Annotated in this window: 19 protein-coding genes; 14 read left to right on the forward strand and 5 right to left on the reverse strand. The window is 43.8% G+C overall.

The window, feature by feature from the left end:
- Positions 1 to 6 precede the first annotated feature (6 nt).
- From N667_RS0109025 to N667_RS0109045, 5 genes are all read right to left on the reverse strand, one after another.
- Positions 7 to 1,338, reverse strand: coding sequence for a SpoIID/LytB domain-containing protein (locus tag N667_RS0109025; protein WP_027409268.1), 1,332 nt, complete (start codon positions 1,336 to 1,338; stop codon positions 7 to 9).
- A gap of 3 nt (positions 1,339 to 1,341) precedes the next feature.
- Positions 1,342 to 2,007 carry an SH3 domain-containing protein gene (locus N667_RS0109030; protein WP_027409269.1) on the reverse strand — a complete coding sequence of 222 codons (666 nt, stop codon included), beginning with the start codon at positions 2,005 to 2,007 and terminating at the stop codon, positions 1,342 to 1,344.
- 75 nt (positions 2,008 to 2,082) lie between these two features.
- Entirely contained in the window at positions 2,083 to 4,329 is a 2,247-nt protein-coding gene (locus N667_RS0109035) for an SH3 domain-containing protein (RefSeq protein WP_027409270.1), read from the reverse strand.
- 124 nt (positions 4,330 to 4,453) lie between these two features.
- Positions 4,454 to 5,497 (reverse strand): LCP family protein, encoded by a 1,044-nt coding sequence (locus N667_RS0109040; RefSeq protein ID WP_035098575.1) that lies wholly within the window; start codon positions 5,495 to 5,497, stop codon positions 4,454 to 4,456.
- Between the two features lie 112 nt (positions 5,498 to 5,609).
- Entirely contained in the window at positions 5,610 to 6,248 is a 639-nt protein-coding gene (locus N667_RS0109045) for a YigZ family protein (protein ID WP_027409272.1), read from the reverse strand.
- Positions 6,249 to 6,521: 273 nt separating this feature from the next.
- Between N667_RS0109045 and N667_RS0109050 the strand changes: the two genes are divergently transcribed.
- From N667_RS0109050 to N667_RS0109115, 14 genes are all read left to right on the forward strand, one after another.
- On the forward strand, positions 6,522 to 7,661 hold the full coding sequence (locus N667_RS0109050) for a sensor histidine kinase (RefSeq protein WP_027409273.1): 1,140 nt from the start codon (positions 6,522 to 6,524) through the stop codon (positions 7,659 to 7,661).
- Positions 7,662 to 7,695: 34 nt separating this feature from the next.
- Complete coding sequence (locus N667_RS0109055) at positions 7,696 to 8,376, forward strand: response regulator (protein ID WP_027409274.1); 681 nt, start codon at positions 7,696 to 7,698, stop codon at positions 8,374 to 8,376.
- 97 nt (positions 8,377 to 8,473) lie between these two features.
- A complete protein-coding gene (locus tag N667_RS0109060) occupies positions 8,474 to 9,316 on the forward strand; it encodes a DegV family protein (RefSeq protein WP_027409275.1) in 843 nt (280 codons plus the stop codon).
- A gap of 175 nt (positions 9,317 to 9,491) precedes the next feature.
- Positions 9,492 to 10,916: a DEAD/DEAH box helicase gene (locus N667_RS0109065; RefSeq protein WP_269528349.1), complete on the forward strand. Its 1,425-nt coding sequence runs from the start codon at positions 9,492 to 9,494 to the stop codon at positions 10,914 to 10,916.
- Entirely contained in the window at positions 10,913 to 11,629 is a 717-nt protein-coding gene (locus N667_RS0109070; protein WP_035098527.1) for a ComF family protein, read from the forward strand. Before N667_RS0109065 ends, N667_RS0109070 begins: the two co-directional genes overlap by 4 nt.
- 83 nt (positions 11,630 to 11,712) lie before the next feature.
- Positions 11,713 to 13,494 (forward strand): hypothetical protein, encoded by a 1,782-nt coding sequence (locus N667_RS0109075; protein WP_027409278.1) that lies wholly within the window; start codon positions 11,713 to 11,715, stop codon positions 13,492 to 13,494.
- Entirely contained in the window at positions 13,491 to 13,748 is a 258-nt protein-coding gene (locus N667_RS0109080; protein ID WP_027409279.1) for a flagellar biosynthesis protein FlhB, read from the forward strand. Before N667_RS0109075 ends, N667_RS0109080 begins: the two co-directional genes overlap by 4 nt.
- 11 nt (positions 13,749 to 13,759) lie before the next feature.
- Positions 13,760 to 14,197, forward strand: coding sequence for a YaaR family protein (locus N667_RS0109085; RefSeq protein ID WP_027409280.1), 438 nt, complete (start codon positions 13,760 to 13,762; stop codon positions 14,195 to 14,197).
- 39 nt (positions 14,198 to 14,236) lie between these two features.
- Positions 14,237 to 14,653, forward strand: coding sequence for a TIGR03826 family flagellar region protein (locus N667_RS0109090; RefSeq protein WP_027409281.1), 417 nt, complete (start codon positions 14,237 to 14,239; stop codon positions 14,651 to 14,653).
- A gap of 80 nt (positions 14,654 to 14,733) precedes the next feature.
- Positions 14,734 to 14,997, forward strand: a complete 264-nt coding sequence (gene flgM, locus N667_RS0109095; RefSeq protein WP_027409282.1) for a flagellar biosynthesis anti-sigma factor FlgM — start codon at positions 14,734 to 14,736, stop codon at positions 14,995 to 14,997.
- A gap of 31 nt (positions 14,998 to 15,028) precedes the next feature.
- Positions 15,029 to 15,523, forward strand: coding sequence for a flagellar protein FlgN (locus tag N667_RS0109100; RefSeq protein ID WP_027409283.1), 495 nt, complete (start codon positions 15,029 to 15,031; stop codon positions 15,521 to 15,523).
- A gap of 77 nt (positions 15,524 to 15,600) precedes the next feature.
- Positions 15,601 to 17,205, forward strand: a complete 1,605-nt coding sequence (gene flgK / locus N667_RS0109105; RefSeq protein WP_027409284.1) for a flagellar hook-associated protein FlgK — start codon at positions 15,601 to 15,603, stop codon at positions 17,203 to 17,205.
- A 10-nt stretch (positions 17,206 to 17,215) separates the two neighbouring features.
- The gene (gene flgL / locus N667_RS0109110; protein WP_027409285.1) at positions 17,216 to 18,130 is read left to right on the forward strand and encodes a flagellar hook-associated protein FlgL; all 915 of its coding nucleotides are present in this window, start codon (positions 17,216 to 17,218) and stop codon (positions 18,128 to 18,130) included.
- A 45-nt stretch (positions 18,131 to 18,175) separates the two neighbouring features.
- Positions 18,176 to 18,769, forward strand: a complete 594-nt coding sequence (locus N667_RS0109115) for a DUF6470 family protein (protein ID WP_027409286.1) — start codon at positions 18,176 to 18,178, stop codon at positions 18,767 to 18,769.
- Positions 18,770 to 18,786: the final 17 nt, after the last annotated feature.

Here is an 18,786-nt window from a genome sequence, read left to right on the forward strand (position 1 = left end):
CTCTATTTATTTAGAAACGGTAGTTCCTTTAAAGTAGTATTGTAGGATTTGTACGGCTGTCCAACCTTTTTCAGCAAATGCTTTGGCGCCATATTGGCTCATTCCAATGCGGTGTCCCCATCCTTTTCCGTTGACAACAACCGAGGAAACGACCCCAGTTCCTAAAGATGGAAGAGAGGTGACGCTGGAGGCTGTTTGTACTTTGATGTTGCTTGTATTGGTGATTGTTTGGGTGCCGGCACTTGTTTGAACACGTTGTCCATTCATCTTATAGAGAGGCGTTTTTCCAGAGACCGTCTGCGCATATAAGGAACCATCTCGATTAACCGTAATAGTAAACCAGTTGGAGAGTAGCTTATTATAGTAGCGCGAGTCGTTAATCGGGAATAAGCTCCGGATCTTGCTTTCGTCTCCGCTTATTGTCTTTTGACCGGATGAAGTCACAACTGTGACTGCACCTACTTCTCCGTTAGCACCTGTTTTTGTTATCGACATATCATATAGCACTGTTGACGAATCATTAAATCCGAACGACTTTAAAATGGTGCTTGGTGTAAAGGTAAATGACCAATTGCTATAAGGCGATGACTCATATGGATCGCTGACACTTGAAAGGTATGGGAACAAACTTTGATTGGAGTTCCATACATCGCCTACGTTTGCCGTTTTTCCTCCGCTTGTTGAGTGGAAAAAGGCTTGAATGACTTTTCCGTTATACTTTACATATAACCCTTGTGTTTCAGCAATGGCAGCATTTGTGCGAGAGTCCTCGCTGCTGTATCCGCTGTATACTTGGCTGTTTGGGTTTGTGGTGAGTGTGCTTTTGGTTGCTTGTGCATAGCTTCTTGCAGCAATCGCTTGAGCTTTTAATGCCTCTTTTGGCCAAGACGCCGGCATTTCGTTCGGTACGACCCCTTTTAAATAATCTTCCATATCAAGAATGTTAATAACTTGAAGAGTATTCGTTTTAACCGTAATATCAGCGCTGCCGCGATACAGTTTATTATTCACCTTTAGCAAAGAAAGGGCATAAACTCCTTTTATTTCTTGAATGGTGAAGCCGACGGTAGATGAAGTAGATGTTGTTCCGTTTGAAACGATGACGCCCATTGGCGTATATTGAATTGTTAATGTTGTATTATTGGCTAAAGGGGTAATAGCCCCAGTTTGTTTATTAAATAGCTGATAGTTTCCATTTACTAAAATAGAAGCAGAGTTTCCTTGATATACAAGCACGTTGACAGGATTCGAGTACGTCACGACGTCTGCTGCTTTCGGCGAGAGAGGAAGACCGAACAGAAACATCGCTGCAAGAGTGAGAGAAAAAATGTATCTCATCGGTTATTTCACCTCGCCTAAATACCCAGCCATCCAGCCCCGTTTTCCGCTGTTTGTTTGCACGTTATACCATAACTCACCTTTGCTGTTCGTAAAGGATTGGATAAAAAGCAACATGGCACCGCGTTCTACCGTTTCAACAACCGGATAAGAAGTGCTTGCCCCTTTTCGAATGTTCGTTTTTGTGGTGGTGACCACTGTTTTTTGATTGCTGCTCGCTGTGCTGCGCGTCAGAGAAACATCGCTATAAGCAACCCAACCTTTCACGTTAGAAGATACTTGGACGTAGTACCATACTCCTTGAGAGGAGGAAAGAGTACTTATGACCTTTAGTGAATCGCCGGTATTTTTGTAAGCGACAACTTTGTAAGACGTACTAGCTCCGCTGCGGATCGCTGTTTTGTTTTTGATTGCATAAACGGTTGATGGCAGCGTGTTTGCTTTTGCTATTTGTTGCTTTAAACTATCAATTTCTTTTTGTTGCGATGCGACCTTTGCTTGCAAATCCGCAATTTGTGATTTAATTGGATTGAGTTGCGCTGTCACCCAATCGACGCTTGCTAGAACTACTTCTTCAGACGCTTTCATGATAGATGGGGTAAAAAAAACAGATCCTGTAACGATTCCAATTGTTAGACCAAGCGAAACTGCCCATTTTTTCGCTTTCATAGTTAAATCCTCCTATACCCTTTGTAAAACAGAGTTGCTTCAAAGCCGGGAACACTTCAAAGCAACTCGTTGTCATTAAAAATTATCAAAGTAGTCTTCTAACCCTTGGCGAATACCAACGGCAGCTTTTTGGCGGAACGCTTTTGTTTTTAGCAGCGCTTCTTCATTCGGATTTGAAATAAATGCTAATTCTACAAGAATACTAGGCAATTCGTTTTTGCGATTTACATAAAATTCTTGTTCCTTATAGCCGCGATCTGGCCTTCCTAATTGCCCAACGAGCCGCTGTTGCACGTATTGGGCTAGTATTTTACTTTTTGGACCGTTAAAGTTAGTGGACACATTGTAGTAGGTCGTTGTCCCTGTGGATGTACGAGAATAAGAGTCTATATGGATGCTAATAAATGCATCATAATCCGAATTATTAGCAATTGCCGTCCGCTCGGAAAGTTCTAAAAATACATCTGTGCTGCGCGTTAATGTAACGATAGCGCCAGCTTTCTCCAATTCGGCTTTTAAAAGTAAAGCGGTGTCTAAATTAACATCCTTCTCTTTCAAACCGGTTGGACCAATCGCACCTGTATCTTGACCACCGTGTCCCGCATCAATAATAATTTTCTTTCCTTTTAATCCCGTTTCGAGAATTTTGATAGAAACTCGATCGCTGTAATTGCGAATAGTGAACGTATATCCAGGTGCAAACGTAACGATAACCGAAGAATTCACTTGTTCAACCGACTGTATTCCCGCAATTGGGAATTTTGGCATCTCCGCGTATGCGAACGTTCCCGTGATCTTTAGGCGGTTGCCCGATAAAACAGAGTACGAAACTGAAAAATTATTTGTTTTCGTCCACTCAATATATCGATCTTTCCCGCTTGTTCTAACTTTTGGTTGAACGAGACTGTTAACGGCAATCGAAGAAGTTTTTGCTTTTTGTATCCATCCTCGCACCCCTGAAACTGTTTCGACATATAGCCATTCGTTGTAGCTATATAAGTATAAAAGCCGTTCATTTAAGCTGAGCGTTCGCAACGTTTGGTACGCTTCCGAAGCTCCACGCCGAAGCGGAACCGAGGATGCTGTCGTATAGACATATTTTGTTGATGTGCTATTTAGTTCAAATTCCGGAATCCATCCGGTTTTTCTAGACGGAGAAGTCACTTTAAGCCACTTGAATAAAGAACCGTTAATGGTTTCGAGCACTGTAACTTGACTATTTTTTTTCATTCTTTCAACAACTGCCGCATTAAAGGCTGGTGTTGCATAAAGAACGGCGCTATTTGTGATAATGGTTTTTTTGGTAGATGACGATGTCGTGTTGGACGGTGACGTTGCACTACTGCTAGTTACTTTGACAACCGTCTCGTGTACCCAACCAGTTTTGTTGTTTGGAAGAACGACTTTATACCATTTAGCACCTTTGGAGTCGATTGAAACAGCTGTTCCTTTTAACGCTGTTCCTTTTTTTAGTTGTGTCAGCACTTTGGCGCTCATAGACGGACTTTGCCGAACATTTGCCACTGATACGTTGATCAACAGTTGATATGTTTTGGTTTGTTGCTGGCCTGCAAGCATAGTCGGCGCTGCAACGGCTATCGCATTTTTCAATGTCTCTTCAGGTACCCAGCCTTTGATTTTTCCTGTGTCGATGCGATACCATAAGCTTTTTTGACTGGTTACAAACAAATCGATTACAGTGATCGTTTGTCCTTTGCTGATGGTGGCGACTGTTTGGTACGCATTGCTTGCTCCGCGCTTCACTTGGGCAGTTTGGGCAACGGAGAAATAAGACGGCAGTGTGGTTGGAAGGTGGTTTGCAATATATAATTGATTTGCAAGTACCCATCCTTTTTTTCCGGATACACTCACGCGATAGTACGTTTCTTGAAGGGAGTTTTTGAACTCATCGATAATTTGAACAATTTGTCCGTTCCGCAATGTTTGAATTGATTCATATGAAGAAGACGCACCTTTGCGCAACGACACGTTGTTTTGCAGCACAACCGCTTGTTTTCCGATGTTTGTTTCTTTTTGGATCTCAAAGTGTTCAGCTAATGCCCAACCGGTGATGTGACCAAATTGAACGCGATACCACAACTCCCCGGATTTATTAGTAAATTCATCGATCGCTGTTACTTGTTGTCCTAATGGAATAGAAGTAACGACCGGATATGATGTTGTGGCTCCCTTTCGTACCATTGTTGTTTCATCGGCCACCATTTGCAGGGGGTACTGGTTTGGTGATGTATTTTCGGCCAAAACAAATGTGGGCCATATGCAGCTAGTTGCTACAATCGTAGAAGCTATCCACCTTTTCACATTATCCCTCCGAACTCTATTATTCTTCTAATATTTATAGTAACCGATTTTTGTCGAAATTTCCAATCGGAATAAAGTGCTAAAAGGGGCCCGTGTCTTAGGGCCCCTTTTAAATATAAACTATTTAATTAGAAGACTGGGAATCTTCACTGATACTATTTTGAGTATAGGAACTAGTTGGATTTTTATCCAGCGCCTGCTTTAATGTTTCATTAATTTCTGCGACAGATTGGTCATCTGGAATATAGTAATAGGTGTTATTAATATAGTCGTCGTATCCTTTTAAATGGAGGTTTTCAATTGGAACATTTTTCATTTCCTTATAAAGGTAAACAAATGAAAGTAAATCCGACGGCGGAATATTCGTGCGAACATTGTCGCCTAAACGTGCGATAACATCGTCGAGTTTTGTCAGAGAAGTAATCGATGTGCTCTTCTCAACAATAGCTTTGAGCACTTGTTTTTGCCGCTCGTTTCTTCCGAAGTCTCCTCTTGGATCAGACTTTCTCATTCGCACATATGCCAGCGCTTGGTTTCCATTTAACTCCATTTCACCTTTGTGGAAAGTATACCATTTTAAGGAGTCAGTAAGTTGTGCTTTAAAGGTAAATGGTACATCAACGGTTACGCCGCCAAGCGAATCGACAATTTGTTCAAATCCTTCAAAGTTCGTTGTAATATAATAGTCGATTGGCACATCAATCAATTCGTTGACAGCGGAAATCGTTGATTCGATGCCGCCATGCATGTATGAGTGAGTGATTTTATCTTTCCGGCCCTCCGCTGGTATATAGATCCGTGTATCGCGCGGGATGCTCAGCATGTATACTTTTTTTGTAGCTGGATTTACCGTTAAAAGCATAATAACATCAGAATGACCTTCCTTAACCCCGTCTGCGATGCCCTGATTTTCAACACCGACAAGCAAAACGGTCATCGGGTCTTTTCGAATTTCAATGTGTTCATGCGGTTTTTTCTTCAATTTAGAAAGGTCTAACGCTTCGTATATTTTCTCGCTTGCCTTTCTTGCTTCAGAATATATCTGGTAAGCAAAAACACTTCCTGTTCCAATTAATAAAAGAAGAAACGTAAGAATAAACAAGCGGAACTTTTTGCTTTTTTTCTTTTTCTTCTTTTTTAAGGATTTTCTATTTGTCCTTGAATCCATCATAAAAACCCTCTTTTCAGTTAAAAATAGAATGGTTTGTTGTACAATAGAACATTTATTGTTTATGTCGCTCGTTTATGATCATGCTTTGCGAGACAAGTTAAAATCTTTGTCATTCTTCTACTTTCTCTTCCAAATACGTCATTTCGCCTTCTCGAATTTCTGCTTTTCCGTTCGTTAAGTCGGTCATCCACTCGAGGAAAGGTTGCTTAGCGGTTTCTTCGACAAACACTTCCACTTCAACTTGGTCGAGGTAATGAATATTTTTAATGGCATAAATCGAAGAGCGCAGCTCATTTTCCACTTTGCCAAGCCATGTGTAATCAATGATGACATGCATGACACGCATAAGGCGGCGTTCGACAATCCCAGCTGCCTTTAATCCCTCAGATACCGCTTTTCCATAGGCGCGGACAAGACCGCCCGCCCCGAGTTTGATACCGCCGAAATAGCGGGTAACCACCGCTACTGTATCTTTAAGCCCTTTTTTCTTTAACACCTCGAGCATCGGAACACCAGCTGTACCGCTCGGTTCCCCATCGTCGTTTGCTTTTTGAATGTGGTCATGCTCACCGATTAAGTAGGCCGAACAATTATGGGTTGCATCCCAATGTTTCTTTTTAATCGACTGAATAAATTGGACAGCTTCTTCTTCGGTTGTCGCCCGATTGACGTAACAAATAAAGCGCGATTTTTCCAGTACGATCTCGCTTTCCCCATATCCCTTTACGGTATAATATTTATATAGCAACGCTTCAAACACCTCACTAATCACTAACAGGCAAACCATTTGTAAAACAGTTTTATTCCCAAAACGAATTTATTCACGATAAGTTTTGTAAAACATGCTATACTAAAATTGAGTATATGGTCGAACTAGTATACCGAGAGAAATAGGTCAGCGAAAAAGTATCGCAGCTTTTTCTATTATAAATCGACAGCTTTTTTCCTTCAAATAAAACTTTTCGCTAGAAAAATTTGTTTGTTTCATACATATTTGGCTAGTTGAGCACGGGGGATTGATATGGCGTCTCAAAAAAAATTGGATGCGAAAGAATTGGATAAAATTGTCGAAAAAATGATTGACACCGTTCACCACAGCAAAGATGAAATTTTTCATATCGGCGAGCAGTCAAGGCAAGAACATGAGCGCTTAATGAATGAGCTCAATGAGACAAAACATCTTGTTCATATCATTATTCAGGAAGCTGATCAATTAGAAACACAGGCGCGCCTTGCTCGGCAACGGCTCTCAGAAGTAAACCGACACTTTTCCCGCTACTCAGAAATGGAAGTTCGGGAAGCCTACGAAAAAGCACATGAACTGCAAATGAAGGTCACTATGATCCGCGAGCAAGAGAAACAATTGCGGCTGCGGCGCGATGAGTTGGAGCGGCGCATATACGGGCTTAAGGAAACGATTGAACGAGCGGACCATTTAATTGGACAAATCACTGTTGTTCTCCAGTATTTAAGCAGCGATCTTCGCCAAATCGGTGAGTTTATCGAGGGAGCGATACAAAAGCAAGAATTCGGTCTGAAAATTATTGAGGCTCAGGAGGAGGAGCGTAGACGTTTATCGCGGGAAATTCATGACGGTCCTGCGCAAATGCTGGCCCATGTGATGATGCGATCTGATTTGATAGAGCGCATCATTCGGGAGCGCAGTGTGGACGAGGCGATTCAAGAAGTACAAGATTTCAAAAAAATGGTCCGTTCTGCACTTTACGAAGTGCGAAGAATTATATATGATTTAAGACCAATGGCGCTTGATGATCTGGGCTTAATTCCTACCCTCCGTAAATATTTGCAAAATATCGAAGAATATAACAATAAAATGCAAATTTCATTTGTACATATTGGGGAAGAAAAACGATTGCCTTCCCGTTTTGAGGTGGCCATTTTTCGCCTTGTTCAAGAATCGGTCCAGAATGCGCTCAAGCATGCCGAAGCATCAGAAATTCAAGTGAAAATGGAGATTACAAAGCAGTACCTTTTTCTTATGATTAAAGATAATGGGAAAGGGTTCGATACGACGCAAAAAAAAGAAAACGCTTTTGGTTTAATAGGGATGAAAGAACGAGTGGAACTGTTAGAAGGAACAATGAACATTCGCTCGCAAATGGGTGTGGGCACGACCATTTTTATTCAAATACCGCTCTAGTAGATGATAGAACAACAAAAGGGAGGAACGATCGATGAAGACGCGCATCATTATTATTGATGACCATCAACTGTTTCGCGAAGGAGTCAAACGAATTTTACAATTTGAAGAGCAATTTGAAATCGTAGCGGAAGGCGCCGACGGAAGCGAAGCGCTTGCGCTTGTCGAACAGTACAAACCAGATATCGTAATTATGGATATTAACATGCCGAATGTAAATGGAGTAGAAGCTACTCGTCAATTAGTCGAAACATATCCTAATACGAAAGTCGTCGTTCTCTCGATTCATGATGATGAAAACTATGTAATGCATGCGCTCAAGACAGGAGCTTCTGGCTATTTGCTGAAAGATATGGATGCGGATACATTAGTAGAAGCGGTGAAAGTAGTAGCGGAAGGCGGCTCTTACTTGCACCCGCGCGTGACGCACAATTTAATTCAAGAGTATCGCCGCTTAGCAGCAGGAACAAACGGAAAAGAGGAAAAAACCAAGCGGGAAGTGTGCTTACCTCTTCATCTATTAACGCGCCGCGAATGCGAAGTATTGCAGCTTCTTGCAGACGGAAAAAGCAATCGCGGCATCGGCGAGGCGCTGTTTATTAGTGAAAAAACGGTGAAAAACCATGTAAGCAACATTTTGCAAAAGTTAAATGTGAACGACCGTACGCAAGCGGTTGTCGTAGCTATAAAAAACGGATGGGTGGAAGTGCGTTAACGAGGTTGCCGAATGCTTCGGCAGCCTTTTTTAATGCAAAGTGCGGCATTTTTCGCTACAATGTAATCAAGAATAAGAGCGAGGCAGGTATCGATTTATGAGAACGGCTATTGTTACAGATAGTACGGCATATATCCCAAAAATCGTGCGCGAATCGCTGCGCATTCATATGATTCCGCTGAGTGTGACCTTCGGCAACGAAACGTACCGTGAGGAAATCGATATCGACGCGGAACAATTTTTTGTCGAAGTAAAGCAACACAAGCACCTTCCGACCACATCGCAACCGCCGATAGGAGCGTTTGTCGAACTGTTCGAGACGCTTGCAAAAGAATATGATGCCGTCATTAGCATCCATCTGTCAAGCGGCATCAGCGGTACGTACCAAGGAGCGGTGACCGCAGGGACGATGGTGGATGGCATCGATGTTTATCCGTATGATTCTGAAATTAGCTGCATGGCGCAAGGTTTTTATGTTCTTGAAGCGGCGCGTATGGCATCTGAAGGGCGTACACCTGATGAAATCATTGCTCGGCTTGATGAAATTAAAAAATCGTTGCGGGCGTATTTTATGGTGGACGATTTAATCCACTTGCAGCGCGGCGGCCGGTTGAGCGGCGCGCAGGCGTTCATCGGCAGCCTTCTTCAAGTAAAACCGCTTCTTCATTTTGAAAACAAAGTTATTGTGCCGTTTGAAAAAATTAGGACAAGAAAAAAGGCGATAAAAAGAATCGAGGAGCTGCTTGCTGAAGACGCGAAGTTAGGCGTACCGATGAAAGCCGCGATCATCCACGCCAACCGCTTAGGCGAAGCTAAAGCGTGGAAGAGCGAACTCGAGGAAGTATATACGAACGTAGAATTTTCGATTAGCTATTTCGGGCCCGTCATAGGAACACATTTAGGTGAGGGGGCGCTGGGCCTTGCTTGGTATCGTCCGTAGATGATCGGCGCCGCTATATTTTGTGGCGCTTCCTCCCTTTTTACTACAACATGCATGAGTATCGATTGACTTTGAGCAGCCCGCCGATTCATCACAAGTGGAGGGATATGATGCGATTGATACATGGTCAAACGCTCTGTACGACAGAGACACCAGCAAAAGGTGGTGGGAAGCTGTGCCGTCGAATCGTACTTCTGTAATTTCCCCACAGAAGCATCCTCATGTTTCTTCTTCTGAACTTTTGGCGTTTCTTGCTGGCAAGCGCTTTCTTCTTGATGAACTGCCGTTTCCTCCCGAACTGATCCAATCCCACTATGAACATGGATATCTATCGTATCAAGAGGGAATTGTCCGAACGGAGCATGGCTATCAATGCATGCGCTGCGGCAACCGACAGGTGCATTTATTCGCTTCTTTTATGTGTGCTCGTTGTGGAAAGATGTGTACCTATTGCCGTCAATGTATTGCGATGGGACGGGTGAGCGAGTGCACACCGCTTGTTATTTCAGCATTTCCAATTGAATCTACTGTCTACGAACAACCGCTCGTTTGGAACGGTGCGCTTTCTAAGGGACAACGGCAGGCGGCCGAAGCAGTAACGAGAGCGATCGAGAACAATGAAGAATGGCTGGTATGGGCGGTCTGTGGCGCGGGAAAGACAGAGGTGCTTTTTCCTGGCATTAATCGCGCGCTGGAACTTGGGAAACGTGTTTGTATCGCGACACCAAGGACTGATGTGGTGTTGGAATTGGCTCCCCGCCTTCAACAAGCATTCCCATCCGTGCCGGTCATTGCTTTGTACGGGGGAAGCGAAGATCGCAGCAAACAAGCGCCTCTTGTCATCGCCACGACTCATCAGCTGCTGCGATTTTATCGCGCCTTTGACACGATGATTATCGATGAAGTCGACGCGTTTCCGTATTCGGTGGAACCGATGCTGCAATATGCGACAGAACAAGCTCGGCGCGAAACCGCTTCCCTCATTTACTTAACCGCTACTCCTCATCAATCATGGCAGCAAGAAATCAAGCGGGGAAGACGAAAGGCCATTACCATCCCTGCGCGCTACCACGGATATCCTCTTCCTATTCCGTCGTTTGAATGGTGCGGCAATTGGCGGAAAAAAGTAAAGCGCGGAACGCTTCCTGCCAACGTATATGCATGGATCCGAAAAAGAATTCAAACAGGCAAACAAGCATTTTTGTTTGTTCCGCATATTGAGTTACTGCAGCGTGTCGTCTCGATTTTAAAACCGTTCGACCATCGAATTGAGGGAGTGCACGCTGAAGACGATGAAAGAAAGGAAAAAGTTCGCGCATTTCGCAAAGGAGAGATTCCTCTTTTAGTCACGACGACGATTTTAGAACGGGGAGTAACCGTTCCGAATATCGATGTGGCTGTGCTAGGGGCGGAAGATGACATATTTACAGAAGGAGCGCTCGTCCAAATTGCCGGAAGGGTTGGGCGAAGCGCACATTATCCGAACGGGGACATCCGTTTTTTTCATTACGGAAAGACAAGAGCGATGGTCCAAGCACGGAGACAAATCATTCGCATGAATAAAGAAGCAACAGAAAGGGGGCTATTAAAGAGTCCATGAGCGAATATTGTCTGTTGTGCCATCGGCGTTATGCGCAGCGAATGAGCTGGAGACATTTGTTGATGTTGAAACAGACAGACGTGCTTTGCCATGAATGCCGTTGCTCTTTTGTCCTGATTGCTGGGGATCTATGCGAATGCTGCGGCCGTCCGTTTGACCGCGTTGACGAATCGTATCGGCAAGGGGAATTATGCATCGATTGCGTCCGCTGGAAGCATGACAGTACATGGAGCGGCGTGTTAACGAAAAATCGATCCGTGTACGTGTACGATGCTTTTATGAAAGAGGTGATTGCCCGCTGGAAGTTTCGTGGGGACTATGCGCTCGTTGAAGCGTTTCGTACCGATATGTGCCGTGAATTTTTCCGCCATTTTCCGCGCAATTCGATTCTCGTCCCGATCCCGCTAAGTTCCGCACGTTTATATGAACGAGGCTTTAATCAGGCTAAAGCGCTCGCCGAATTGCTTGGCCTTCCAATTTTAGACGCATTAGAACGATTCGATTCGGCAAAGCAGTCAAAAAAATCGAGGCATGAGCGGCTTGAAACGGATCGTGTTTTTCACTTGCGTTCGGATGTATCGCTGCCCGCTGGCGCTTCATTCGTGCTGATTGACGATATTTACACAACGGGAACAACGGTCCATCATGCGGCGAAAGTACTACGCCACGCTGGTGCTGTCGATATTTCTTCCTTCACTCTCGCCCGCTCATAACTGGAGAGGATTGCCCGTAAACATTCAGCAAAATCGTGCCGATATAAAAAATAGCAAATATGAAAGAGCGGAGTGTGTCACGAATGCAAATTTTCAACGATTGGAGCGCGAACCTTCCTGCCAATAACGAGCCCGTCTCTTCAATAAAAGAAGGAGAAACCGTCTTTGCAACCATTAAACAAAAACTCAATGACCACGAGGCGATTGTGACGATAAAAGGACAAGATTGGCATGTCCGTTTTCAAGACAATCTACCGAATACGGAGAAGCTGGCTATACAAATTACAGGGATGCATGAAGGGACCCTCGATGTCAAAGCGGCGGCGCCGAAATCGCCCATGCTAGGCGTCGAAGGAACTGTGCTAGCGAAAATTGAACAGTTATTAAGCAAGCAAGGCATCCGTTTGACGAATGAAGAGAAAGCAGCACTGAAAAGATTTATAGAGCGGGCCAAAGGAACGATGGAAGAAAAGCTTGCAACGATTCAAGCCCTTGCCAATAAAAAACTTCCTATGACGGATATTCATTTGCAGTCGGTTCATGAAACGTTGCATGGCGAGCCGCTAGGGGACATTTTAACAAAAATCATGGAAGCTGGCCGTTTCCTGTCCAACGATGAAGCGGCAAAGAATAAGCCGCGGGCGGATCAACCTGCCGACCTTACAGATTCGGAGCTTCCTTCTCCAACGGACAGCAAGGATGTTTCTAGCGGGGATCACTTCGCAGCGCAATGGACATACGGGAATGAGGAATGGTTTTCTGGGCTTTCGATTCAAACGAAAGACATCATCGTTCGGACGGTGAGTGAAAAAATGGCGCGGGCGTCGGATGAATTTAGGCAGCTGCAGAAAGAAATCGGACAAAAGCTTGAAAATGCCCAGGTGCTATTAGCAAATGCCCAACCTCAGGCACGACAGCAAGGAAAAATGTTTATTGAAGCGGCGATTCATACGTTAGACCGCGCCATTTTACAAGGGCAATTTATGCTGTTTGCCGATATGGGCACGGAAAAACAGTTGTTGCAAGCAAGCGCGAAATTGGGAGAAGCGAAGCAATTGCTAGCGGCTAGAAAGCCAAACGAAGCCTTGTCGATCGTTCAAGAGGTCAAAAAGGTCGTTGAGGCATTGCGCTTTGAGCCTGCCGATGTAAAGGTCAAACATTTTGTTTCGGAACTAGAGCTAAACGAGCAGAAAACATCTGCTTCGCAACAAGTAGCTGCGCAGCTGGAACGGTTTTTTAAAGCACCTAGCGAACCGTTTTCAGCAAGAAATACATTTGAGCAAATACGCCGTCTCGGCATGCAGCACGAAAACGAACTATCGCAAATGTCAGCGAAAAATGAAGCAACGCCGTTAAAAAATATGAAATCGCTATTGATGAGCATGGCCGAAGGAAACGAAGAAGCGGCCCGCCAAGCCGAAGGAGCAGTAGCCAATATTACAGGACAGCAGCTATTAAGCAAGTTTGAGGCAAAAAGCTCCATGCAAACAATGGTGTATCAATTGCCGTTGATGATGAAAGATCAAATCGAAACAGTCAATGTGTACTTAAATTCCCGCAATGATGACGGGAAGCTTGATTGGCAAAACTGCAATTTATATTTTTTGTTTGATACGGAGAAGTATGGAAAAATCGGATTGTTTCTTCAGGCGGCCGATCGCAATTTAGCTATTACGATCAAGAGCGATCACCCGCAAATGGAAGAAGCTTTAAAGCCGCTTATTGAAGGAACAAAGGAAAATTTACAGCAGATCGGTTACAATGTAAGTAAGATTACTTTCGCTCCGATGAATGAACAGCCAGCCTCGCCTACGTTATCAATCAAAGAGGCAAACAACGAGAAAGGTTATGATATAACGATATGAAAAACCAGTATGGAAGTTATTTTTCGGCATTAACCCGCTATGAAGAAGAAGCAAACCGTCTATTAGAAGAGCCGCGGCGGAATATAAGCGTGACAAGAGATATTATCGAATGCGCCAAGCAGAAAAACATACCGATCCAACAGGATGAAACTCTCATTGAGCATTTAGCGGATTCAGAGAACCGCGTCCCTTCGCAGCTTTACGCCGTTATCGGAGAAATTTTGCGTCTCATCAAAAACATTGAAGAAAAATAGGGGCGGTGCATATGGAAGTTCAAAAAGTAACTAAAACCAATATGATCAAAACGAGTCAAAAAGAAAACGTGACGTCCTCGTCTGTTTCGTTTGCCGAGGTCATGGCTAAAAAGCAAGAAGATTTTATCTATGAACGTTTTCAAGAGCTTGTCAAGCAAATTGAAGATCAAGGGAAGGTACTAGCTGAATCGCGTTCTGTCGAGGATTTGCGCAAATATAAAAAACTCGTGAAAACGTTGTTGGACGATGCGGTACAAAATGGAATGAAGCTAACAGAGCAGCGCGGTTTTAGTTGGAATGGCCGCCAGCGCTTATACAAAATTGTCAAAGAAGTGGACCGAAAGCTCATCGATTTGACGAACCAAATTTTACAAAAGGAACAAGACGGCATCAATTTGTTGAGCACCATTGGTGAAATCCAGGGATTGATTATCAACATTTATACGTAAAGACTGCTACACATTGAAAGAGAAAATGGGGGATTACACATGAACTTAGAAAATTGCCCGAATTGCGGCCGCTTATTCGTCAAAAATCAATTTCGCGATATTTGCGACGTATGTTACCGGGAAGAAGAGAAGCAATTTGAAAAAGTGTATAACTATATACGCAAACGGGAAAACCGAATGGCGACAATGGCCCAAGTCGTAGAGGCGACAGGAGTGGAAGAACGGCTCATTATTAAATTTATTAAATCAGGCCGTCTACAGCTGGCTAATTTCCCGAATTTAGGCTATCCATGCAGCCGATGCGGAACGCTTATTCGTGAAGGGAAGCTTTGCGCCCAATGTACGAAAGATTTGAACAAGCAAATTGAGCGCATGCAGCAAGAGGAAGAGAAAAAGAAGGAACAGAGACAAAGAACGGTCTATTACACAAGAAAAGAAGACAAGAAAGATTCTTGATTTTTATATAAAAAATTTCCGTTATATGCCGATAATATAAGTAGGAAACAGAGAATCGGGCAAGGAAAGGAGGAGCGTTTGTGCGGATTAACAATATTCATTCAATGGGAGTCAATCCTTATCGCCGCCATATTGACAAAGGTTCGGGAGACAATAAGCTAGCTTCAAAGCAAGACCATGTAGAAATTTCCGACGAGGCAAAAGAGCTTCAGCAGCATTCACAATGGTGGGTAGAACGGCAAAATAAAGTGCGGGCTTTAAAAGAGCAAGTGCAAAACGGGACTTACAAAATCGATGCGGACGCAGTCGCTAAAAGCATATACGATTTTTATTTTAAAAACTGACATCTATCACAATGATTAATGGAGGAATTTCATGTCTGCCGCGCAATTAATTGATTTGCTTGGAGAATATGTAAGGCTGCATGAGCGTCTGTTAGAATCGGCACGAACAAAAACCGAGGTGTTAAAAAAAGGCGATATGGAAGCCCTCACCGCCATGATCAAGGAAGAGCAAAAACAGATTGCCGCTGTGAGCCAATTAGAAAAAGAGCGGATGCAACTCATGGAGAGGATCGCACAGCAATCGGGCCATTTGGGAGAAGAACTGACTTTAACAGCATGTATCGAATGGGTGGAAGAACCGAAGAAAAGCGTGCTTAAAAGATTGCAAGAGGAGTTATCAGCGGTTGTTTCGGAATTAAAGAATGTCAACCAGCTCAACCAGCAGCTCATTCAACAGTCGCTGCAGTTCGTTAATATGACGCTGAACTTCATCTTGCCGCAGCCGCCGGAAGTTAACTACCGCCATCCAAATTCAACTTCATCTTCGTATGAAAATAGCCGTTCCATTTTCGATTCCAAAGCATAAGCGGGATCAACGTTTAAGACATAGAGAAACGTGCCGGCTTGAGCCAACACACAGCTTCAGGGAGTGGAGGAAACCAAATGCGTTCAACATTTCAAGGATTAGAAATAGCGAAACGAGGCATGTTTACGCAGCAAACGGCTTTATATGTCACAGGCCAAAACATTGCCAATGCGAACACGCCGGGCTATTCGCGTCAGCGCGTCAATTTCGTTCAAACCGAGCCGTATCCGGCCGCTTCGATGAACCGCCCGCAAATCCCGGGACAGATGGGAACAGGAGTAGAAGCAGGTTCAATTGAGCGGGTGCGGGAAAACTTTTTGGACATTCAATATCGCAGTGAAAACAATAAATCCGGTTATTGGGAAGCTCGAGCGGATGCCACGCAGAAAATGCAAGATATTATGAACGAGCCTTCCGACAATGGGTTATCGAAAACGATGGACCAATTTTGGCAGTCATTGCAGGATTTAAGCACAAATCCAGAGGATGAAGGAGCGCGCTCCGTCGTACGCCAACGCGGTTTGGCAGTCGTTGAAACGTTCCATTATTTGTATGATTCGCTGTCGCAAATTCAAAAAGATTTCGGAAGCCAAATTGGTGTCACCATTACAGGAATTAACTCATTAACAACGCAAATCAGCAATCTTAACAAACAAATTAGCGAAGTTGAGCCGCACGGTTATTTGCCGAACGATTTATATGACGAACGGGATCGGCTGGTCGATCAGCTGTCGCAGCTTGTAAACATTCAAGTCGAAAAGGTGGCGAACGGCGGCAATTCCTTAAAAATCGCCGAAGGGACGTACAATATTTATTTAACGGACAGCAGCGGCAATCCGATTTTCGACGGAAGCGGCAATAAAATTTATTTAGTACAAGGAAGTACGACAAACACGCTTTCTCTTCCGAGCGGACAAGATGTTGATGGGGACGGCGTGAAAGAAACGCCGACAAGTGATGTGGATCAATTGCAGGTGGGCAGTACAACTATTCCGGCTACATCATTCTCTCCTGGTAAGCTGCGAGGATTAATAGAATCGTTCGGCTATAAAGACTCGTTAGGAAATACAAAAGGAATTTATCCAGAAATGATCAATCATTTGAATGATTTGGCCTACACATTTGGAACGATCTTTAATAAAGTTCATGAGATGGGATATGCCTTAGATGGAACTACGACTGGTATTGACTTTTTTACTGGCCTAACAACTACCAATGCTGCTAAAAATATTTCCTTATCGTCAGCGATCGATGATCTTTCAAAAATTGCCGCATCGATGGATGGAAAGTCAGGGAACGGAAGCAATGCGATCAACTTAGCGAATGTTGGAAAAATGCTATTGTCCTCTAGTTCTGTAAGCTTAGTCGGCACATCAACAACTTTAAATATAACAGCGCTTGGGCTTCCTTTAACATCGGGAACGATCAAGTCAAACTATGAAGGCTGGATCGGTAAGCTTGGTGTGGACGGGCAGCAGGCGGAACGAATGAAAAATAATAGCGATACGTTAAGACAATCGGTGGACGACCGCCGCCAATCTACGAGTTCTGTCTCATTAGATGAGGAAATGACGAATATGATTAAATTCCAGCAGGCTTACAATGCAGCGGCGCGACAGATTACGGTCATTGATGAAATGCTTGATAAAGTCATTAACAGCATGGGCGTTGTAGGAAGGTAGGTGAAGTAACATGCGTGTAACACAAGGAATGCTAGCTTCTAATATGCTGCGAAATTTAAGCGCCAGCTATGCGCAACTTGGCAAATATCAAGATCAATTGTCAACGGGAAAGAAGATTAATCGTCCGTCTGACGATCCGGTTGTGGCGATGAAAGGAATGGCGTACCGCACGAACTTAACAGAAGTGCAACAATTCAAACGAAATTTTTCTGAGGCTTACAACTGGATCGAAAACTCCGATTCTGCTCTGGACAAAGCAACACAGGCGTTGCAGCGCATTCGCGAACTTGTCGTGCAGGCGAGCAACGACACGTATGAATCGAGCCAACGCGCATCGATTTCGCAAGAGATTCAGCAGTTGACAGATCATCTTGCTTCGATTGCCAACACGAAAGCCGGCGATAAATATATTTTTAACGGAACGGATACATTAAAGCAACCGGTCGACTTAAACCAAACACCGCCAGTGGCTCCTACAAACTCACAGCAAGTGAACATTGAATTATCGCAAGGAATTTATATTCCAGTAAACGTTGATGCGACAAAAGTGTTTGGTTATGATACTACTGCAACTGCAGCCAATGGAAATGGACTATTTAGCGATTTGGAGTTTTTGAATCAAGATTTAAACAATCCGGCAAAGACCGGACAAGATATTAGCCAATATCTTAGCTACATTGACAAACATATTAATAATTTGTTGAGTGCCCGCGCTGAATTAGGTGCTCGCTCAAACCGTGTCGAGCTCATGGAGGATCGGGTTGATCAGCAAGAAGTTATTGCGAACCGTATTTTGTCGGATAATGAGGATGCGGATATTGAAAAAGTCATTACCGATTTAAAAACACAAGAGAGCGTACATCGCGCCGCGCTTGGAGTTGGCGCGCGCATCATCCAGCCTACGCTTCTTGACTTTTTACGTTAAGCTATCTTGTGGCACAAGATAGCTTTTCCTTTAGGAGGGGAACGAATGCAGCTTCCGCAAATTCGCTTAGAATCAACGTTTGCGCAAATTGCGATGAAAACAACACCGCCTGTGCAAGAAATCGAACAGTTGCCAGCGCAGCTTGAGATCGAGCAGCCTCCCGCGGAAATTTCCATTGAAACGACACCGAGTAAATTAACTATCGATCAGACAAAAGCGTGGGAGGATATGGATTTAAAGCATATTTTCCGCCGTATCGAAGAGTTTGCCCAAAAAGGATATGAAGATTGGCTTGAGGGAATGGCCCGCCTGTCCGAGCAAGGAGATGAACTGATGCGAATTGAAGATGGCGGCAACCCGCTCGCCGATCAAGCGAAAGAAAATAGCGAAGAGCCGATGTATGAATTTAACATTGGCTGGGTTCCATCTCTTTTTAGCGTCAAAACAAACTATGAGCCAGCGAAAGTACACATTGATGTAAAGGTTCATCATCCGAACATTGATGTAAAAATTAACAAGCCGATTATTAGCTATACGCCGGGGAAAGTAAATGTTGATTTAGCGCAGCGTAACTCGTTAAAAATCGATTTTGTCAATTTAAAATTTGTTGGCACCAACCATTTTGAGACTTCAATTTAATCAATAAAGGTGTGAAA

Source organism: Anoxybacillus tepidamans PS2 (assembly GCF_000620165.1).
Taxonomy (GTDB): Bacteria; Bacillota; Bacilli; order Bacillales; family Anoxybacillaceae; genus Anoxybacteroides; species Anoxybacteroides tepidamans_A.

What these genes read in the sequence shown, in the direction of transcription:
- N667_RS0109075 (WP_027409278.1), top strand. Translation starts at nt 11,713, where the DNA reads ATGCAAATTTTCAACGATTGGAGCGCGAACCTTCCTGCCAATAACGAG.
- N667_RS0109085 (WP_027409280.1), top strand. Translation starts at nt 13,760, where the DNA reads ATGGAAGTTCAAAAAGTAACTAAAACCAATATGATCAAAACGAGTCAA.
- N667_RS0109080 (WP_027409279.1), top strand. Translation starts at nt 13,491, where the DNA reads ATGAAAAACCAGTATGGAAGTTATTTTTCGGCATTAACCCGCTATGAA.
- flgL (WP_027409285.1), top strand. Translation starts at nt 17,216, where the DNA reads ATGCGTGTAACACAAGGAATGCTAGCTTCTAATATGCTGCGAAATTTA.
- N667_RS0109025 (WP_027409268.1), bottom strand. Translation starts at nt 1,338, where the DNA reads ATGAGATACATTTTTTCTCTCACTCTTGCAGCGATGTTTCTGTTCGGT.
- flgK (WP_027409284.1), top strand. Translation starts at nt 15,601, where the DNA reads ATGCGTTCAACATTTCAAGGATTAGAAATAGCGAAACGAGGCATGTTT.
- N667_RS0109055 (WP_027409274.1), top strand. Translation starts at nt 7,696, where the DNA reads ATGAAGACGCGCATCATTATTATTGATGACCATCAACTGTTTCGCGAA.
- N667_RS0109040 (WP_035098575.1), bottom strand. Translation starts at nt 5,497, where the DNA reads ATGGATTCAAGGACAAATAGAAAATCCTTAAAAAAGAAGAAAAAGAAA.
- N667_RS0109115 (WP_027409286.1), top strand. Translation starts at nt 18,176, where the DNA reads ATGCAGCTTCCGCAAATTCGCTTAGAATCAACGTTTGCGCAAATTGCG.
- N667_RS0109070 (WP_035098527.1), top strand. Translation starts at nt 10,913, where the DNA reads ATGAGCGAATATTGTCTGTTGTGCCATCGGCGTTATGCGCAGCGAATG.
- N667_RS0109090 (WP_027409281.1), top strand. Translation starts at nt 14,237, where the DNA reads ATGAACTTAGAAAATTGCCCGAATTGCGGCCGCTTATTCGTCAAAAAT.
- N667_RS0109030 (WP_027409269.1), bottom strand. Translation starts at nt 2,007, where the DNA reads ATGAAAGCGAAAAAATGGGCAGTTTCGCTTGGTCTAACAATTGGAATC.
- N667_RS0109050 (WP_027409273.1), top strand. Translation starts at nt 6,522, where the DNA reads ATGGCGTCTCAAAAAAAATTGGATGCGAAAGAATTGGATAAAATTGTC.
- N667_RS0109100 (WP_027409283.1), top strand. Translation starts at nt 15,029, where the DNA reads ATGTCTGCCGCGCAATTAATTGATTTGCTTGGAGAATATGTAAGGCTG.
- N667_RS0109060 (WP_027409275.1), top strand. Translation starts at nt 8,474, where the DNA reads ATGAGAACGGCTATTGTTACAGATAGTACGGCATATATCCCAAAAATC.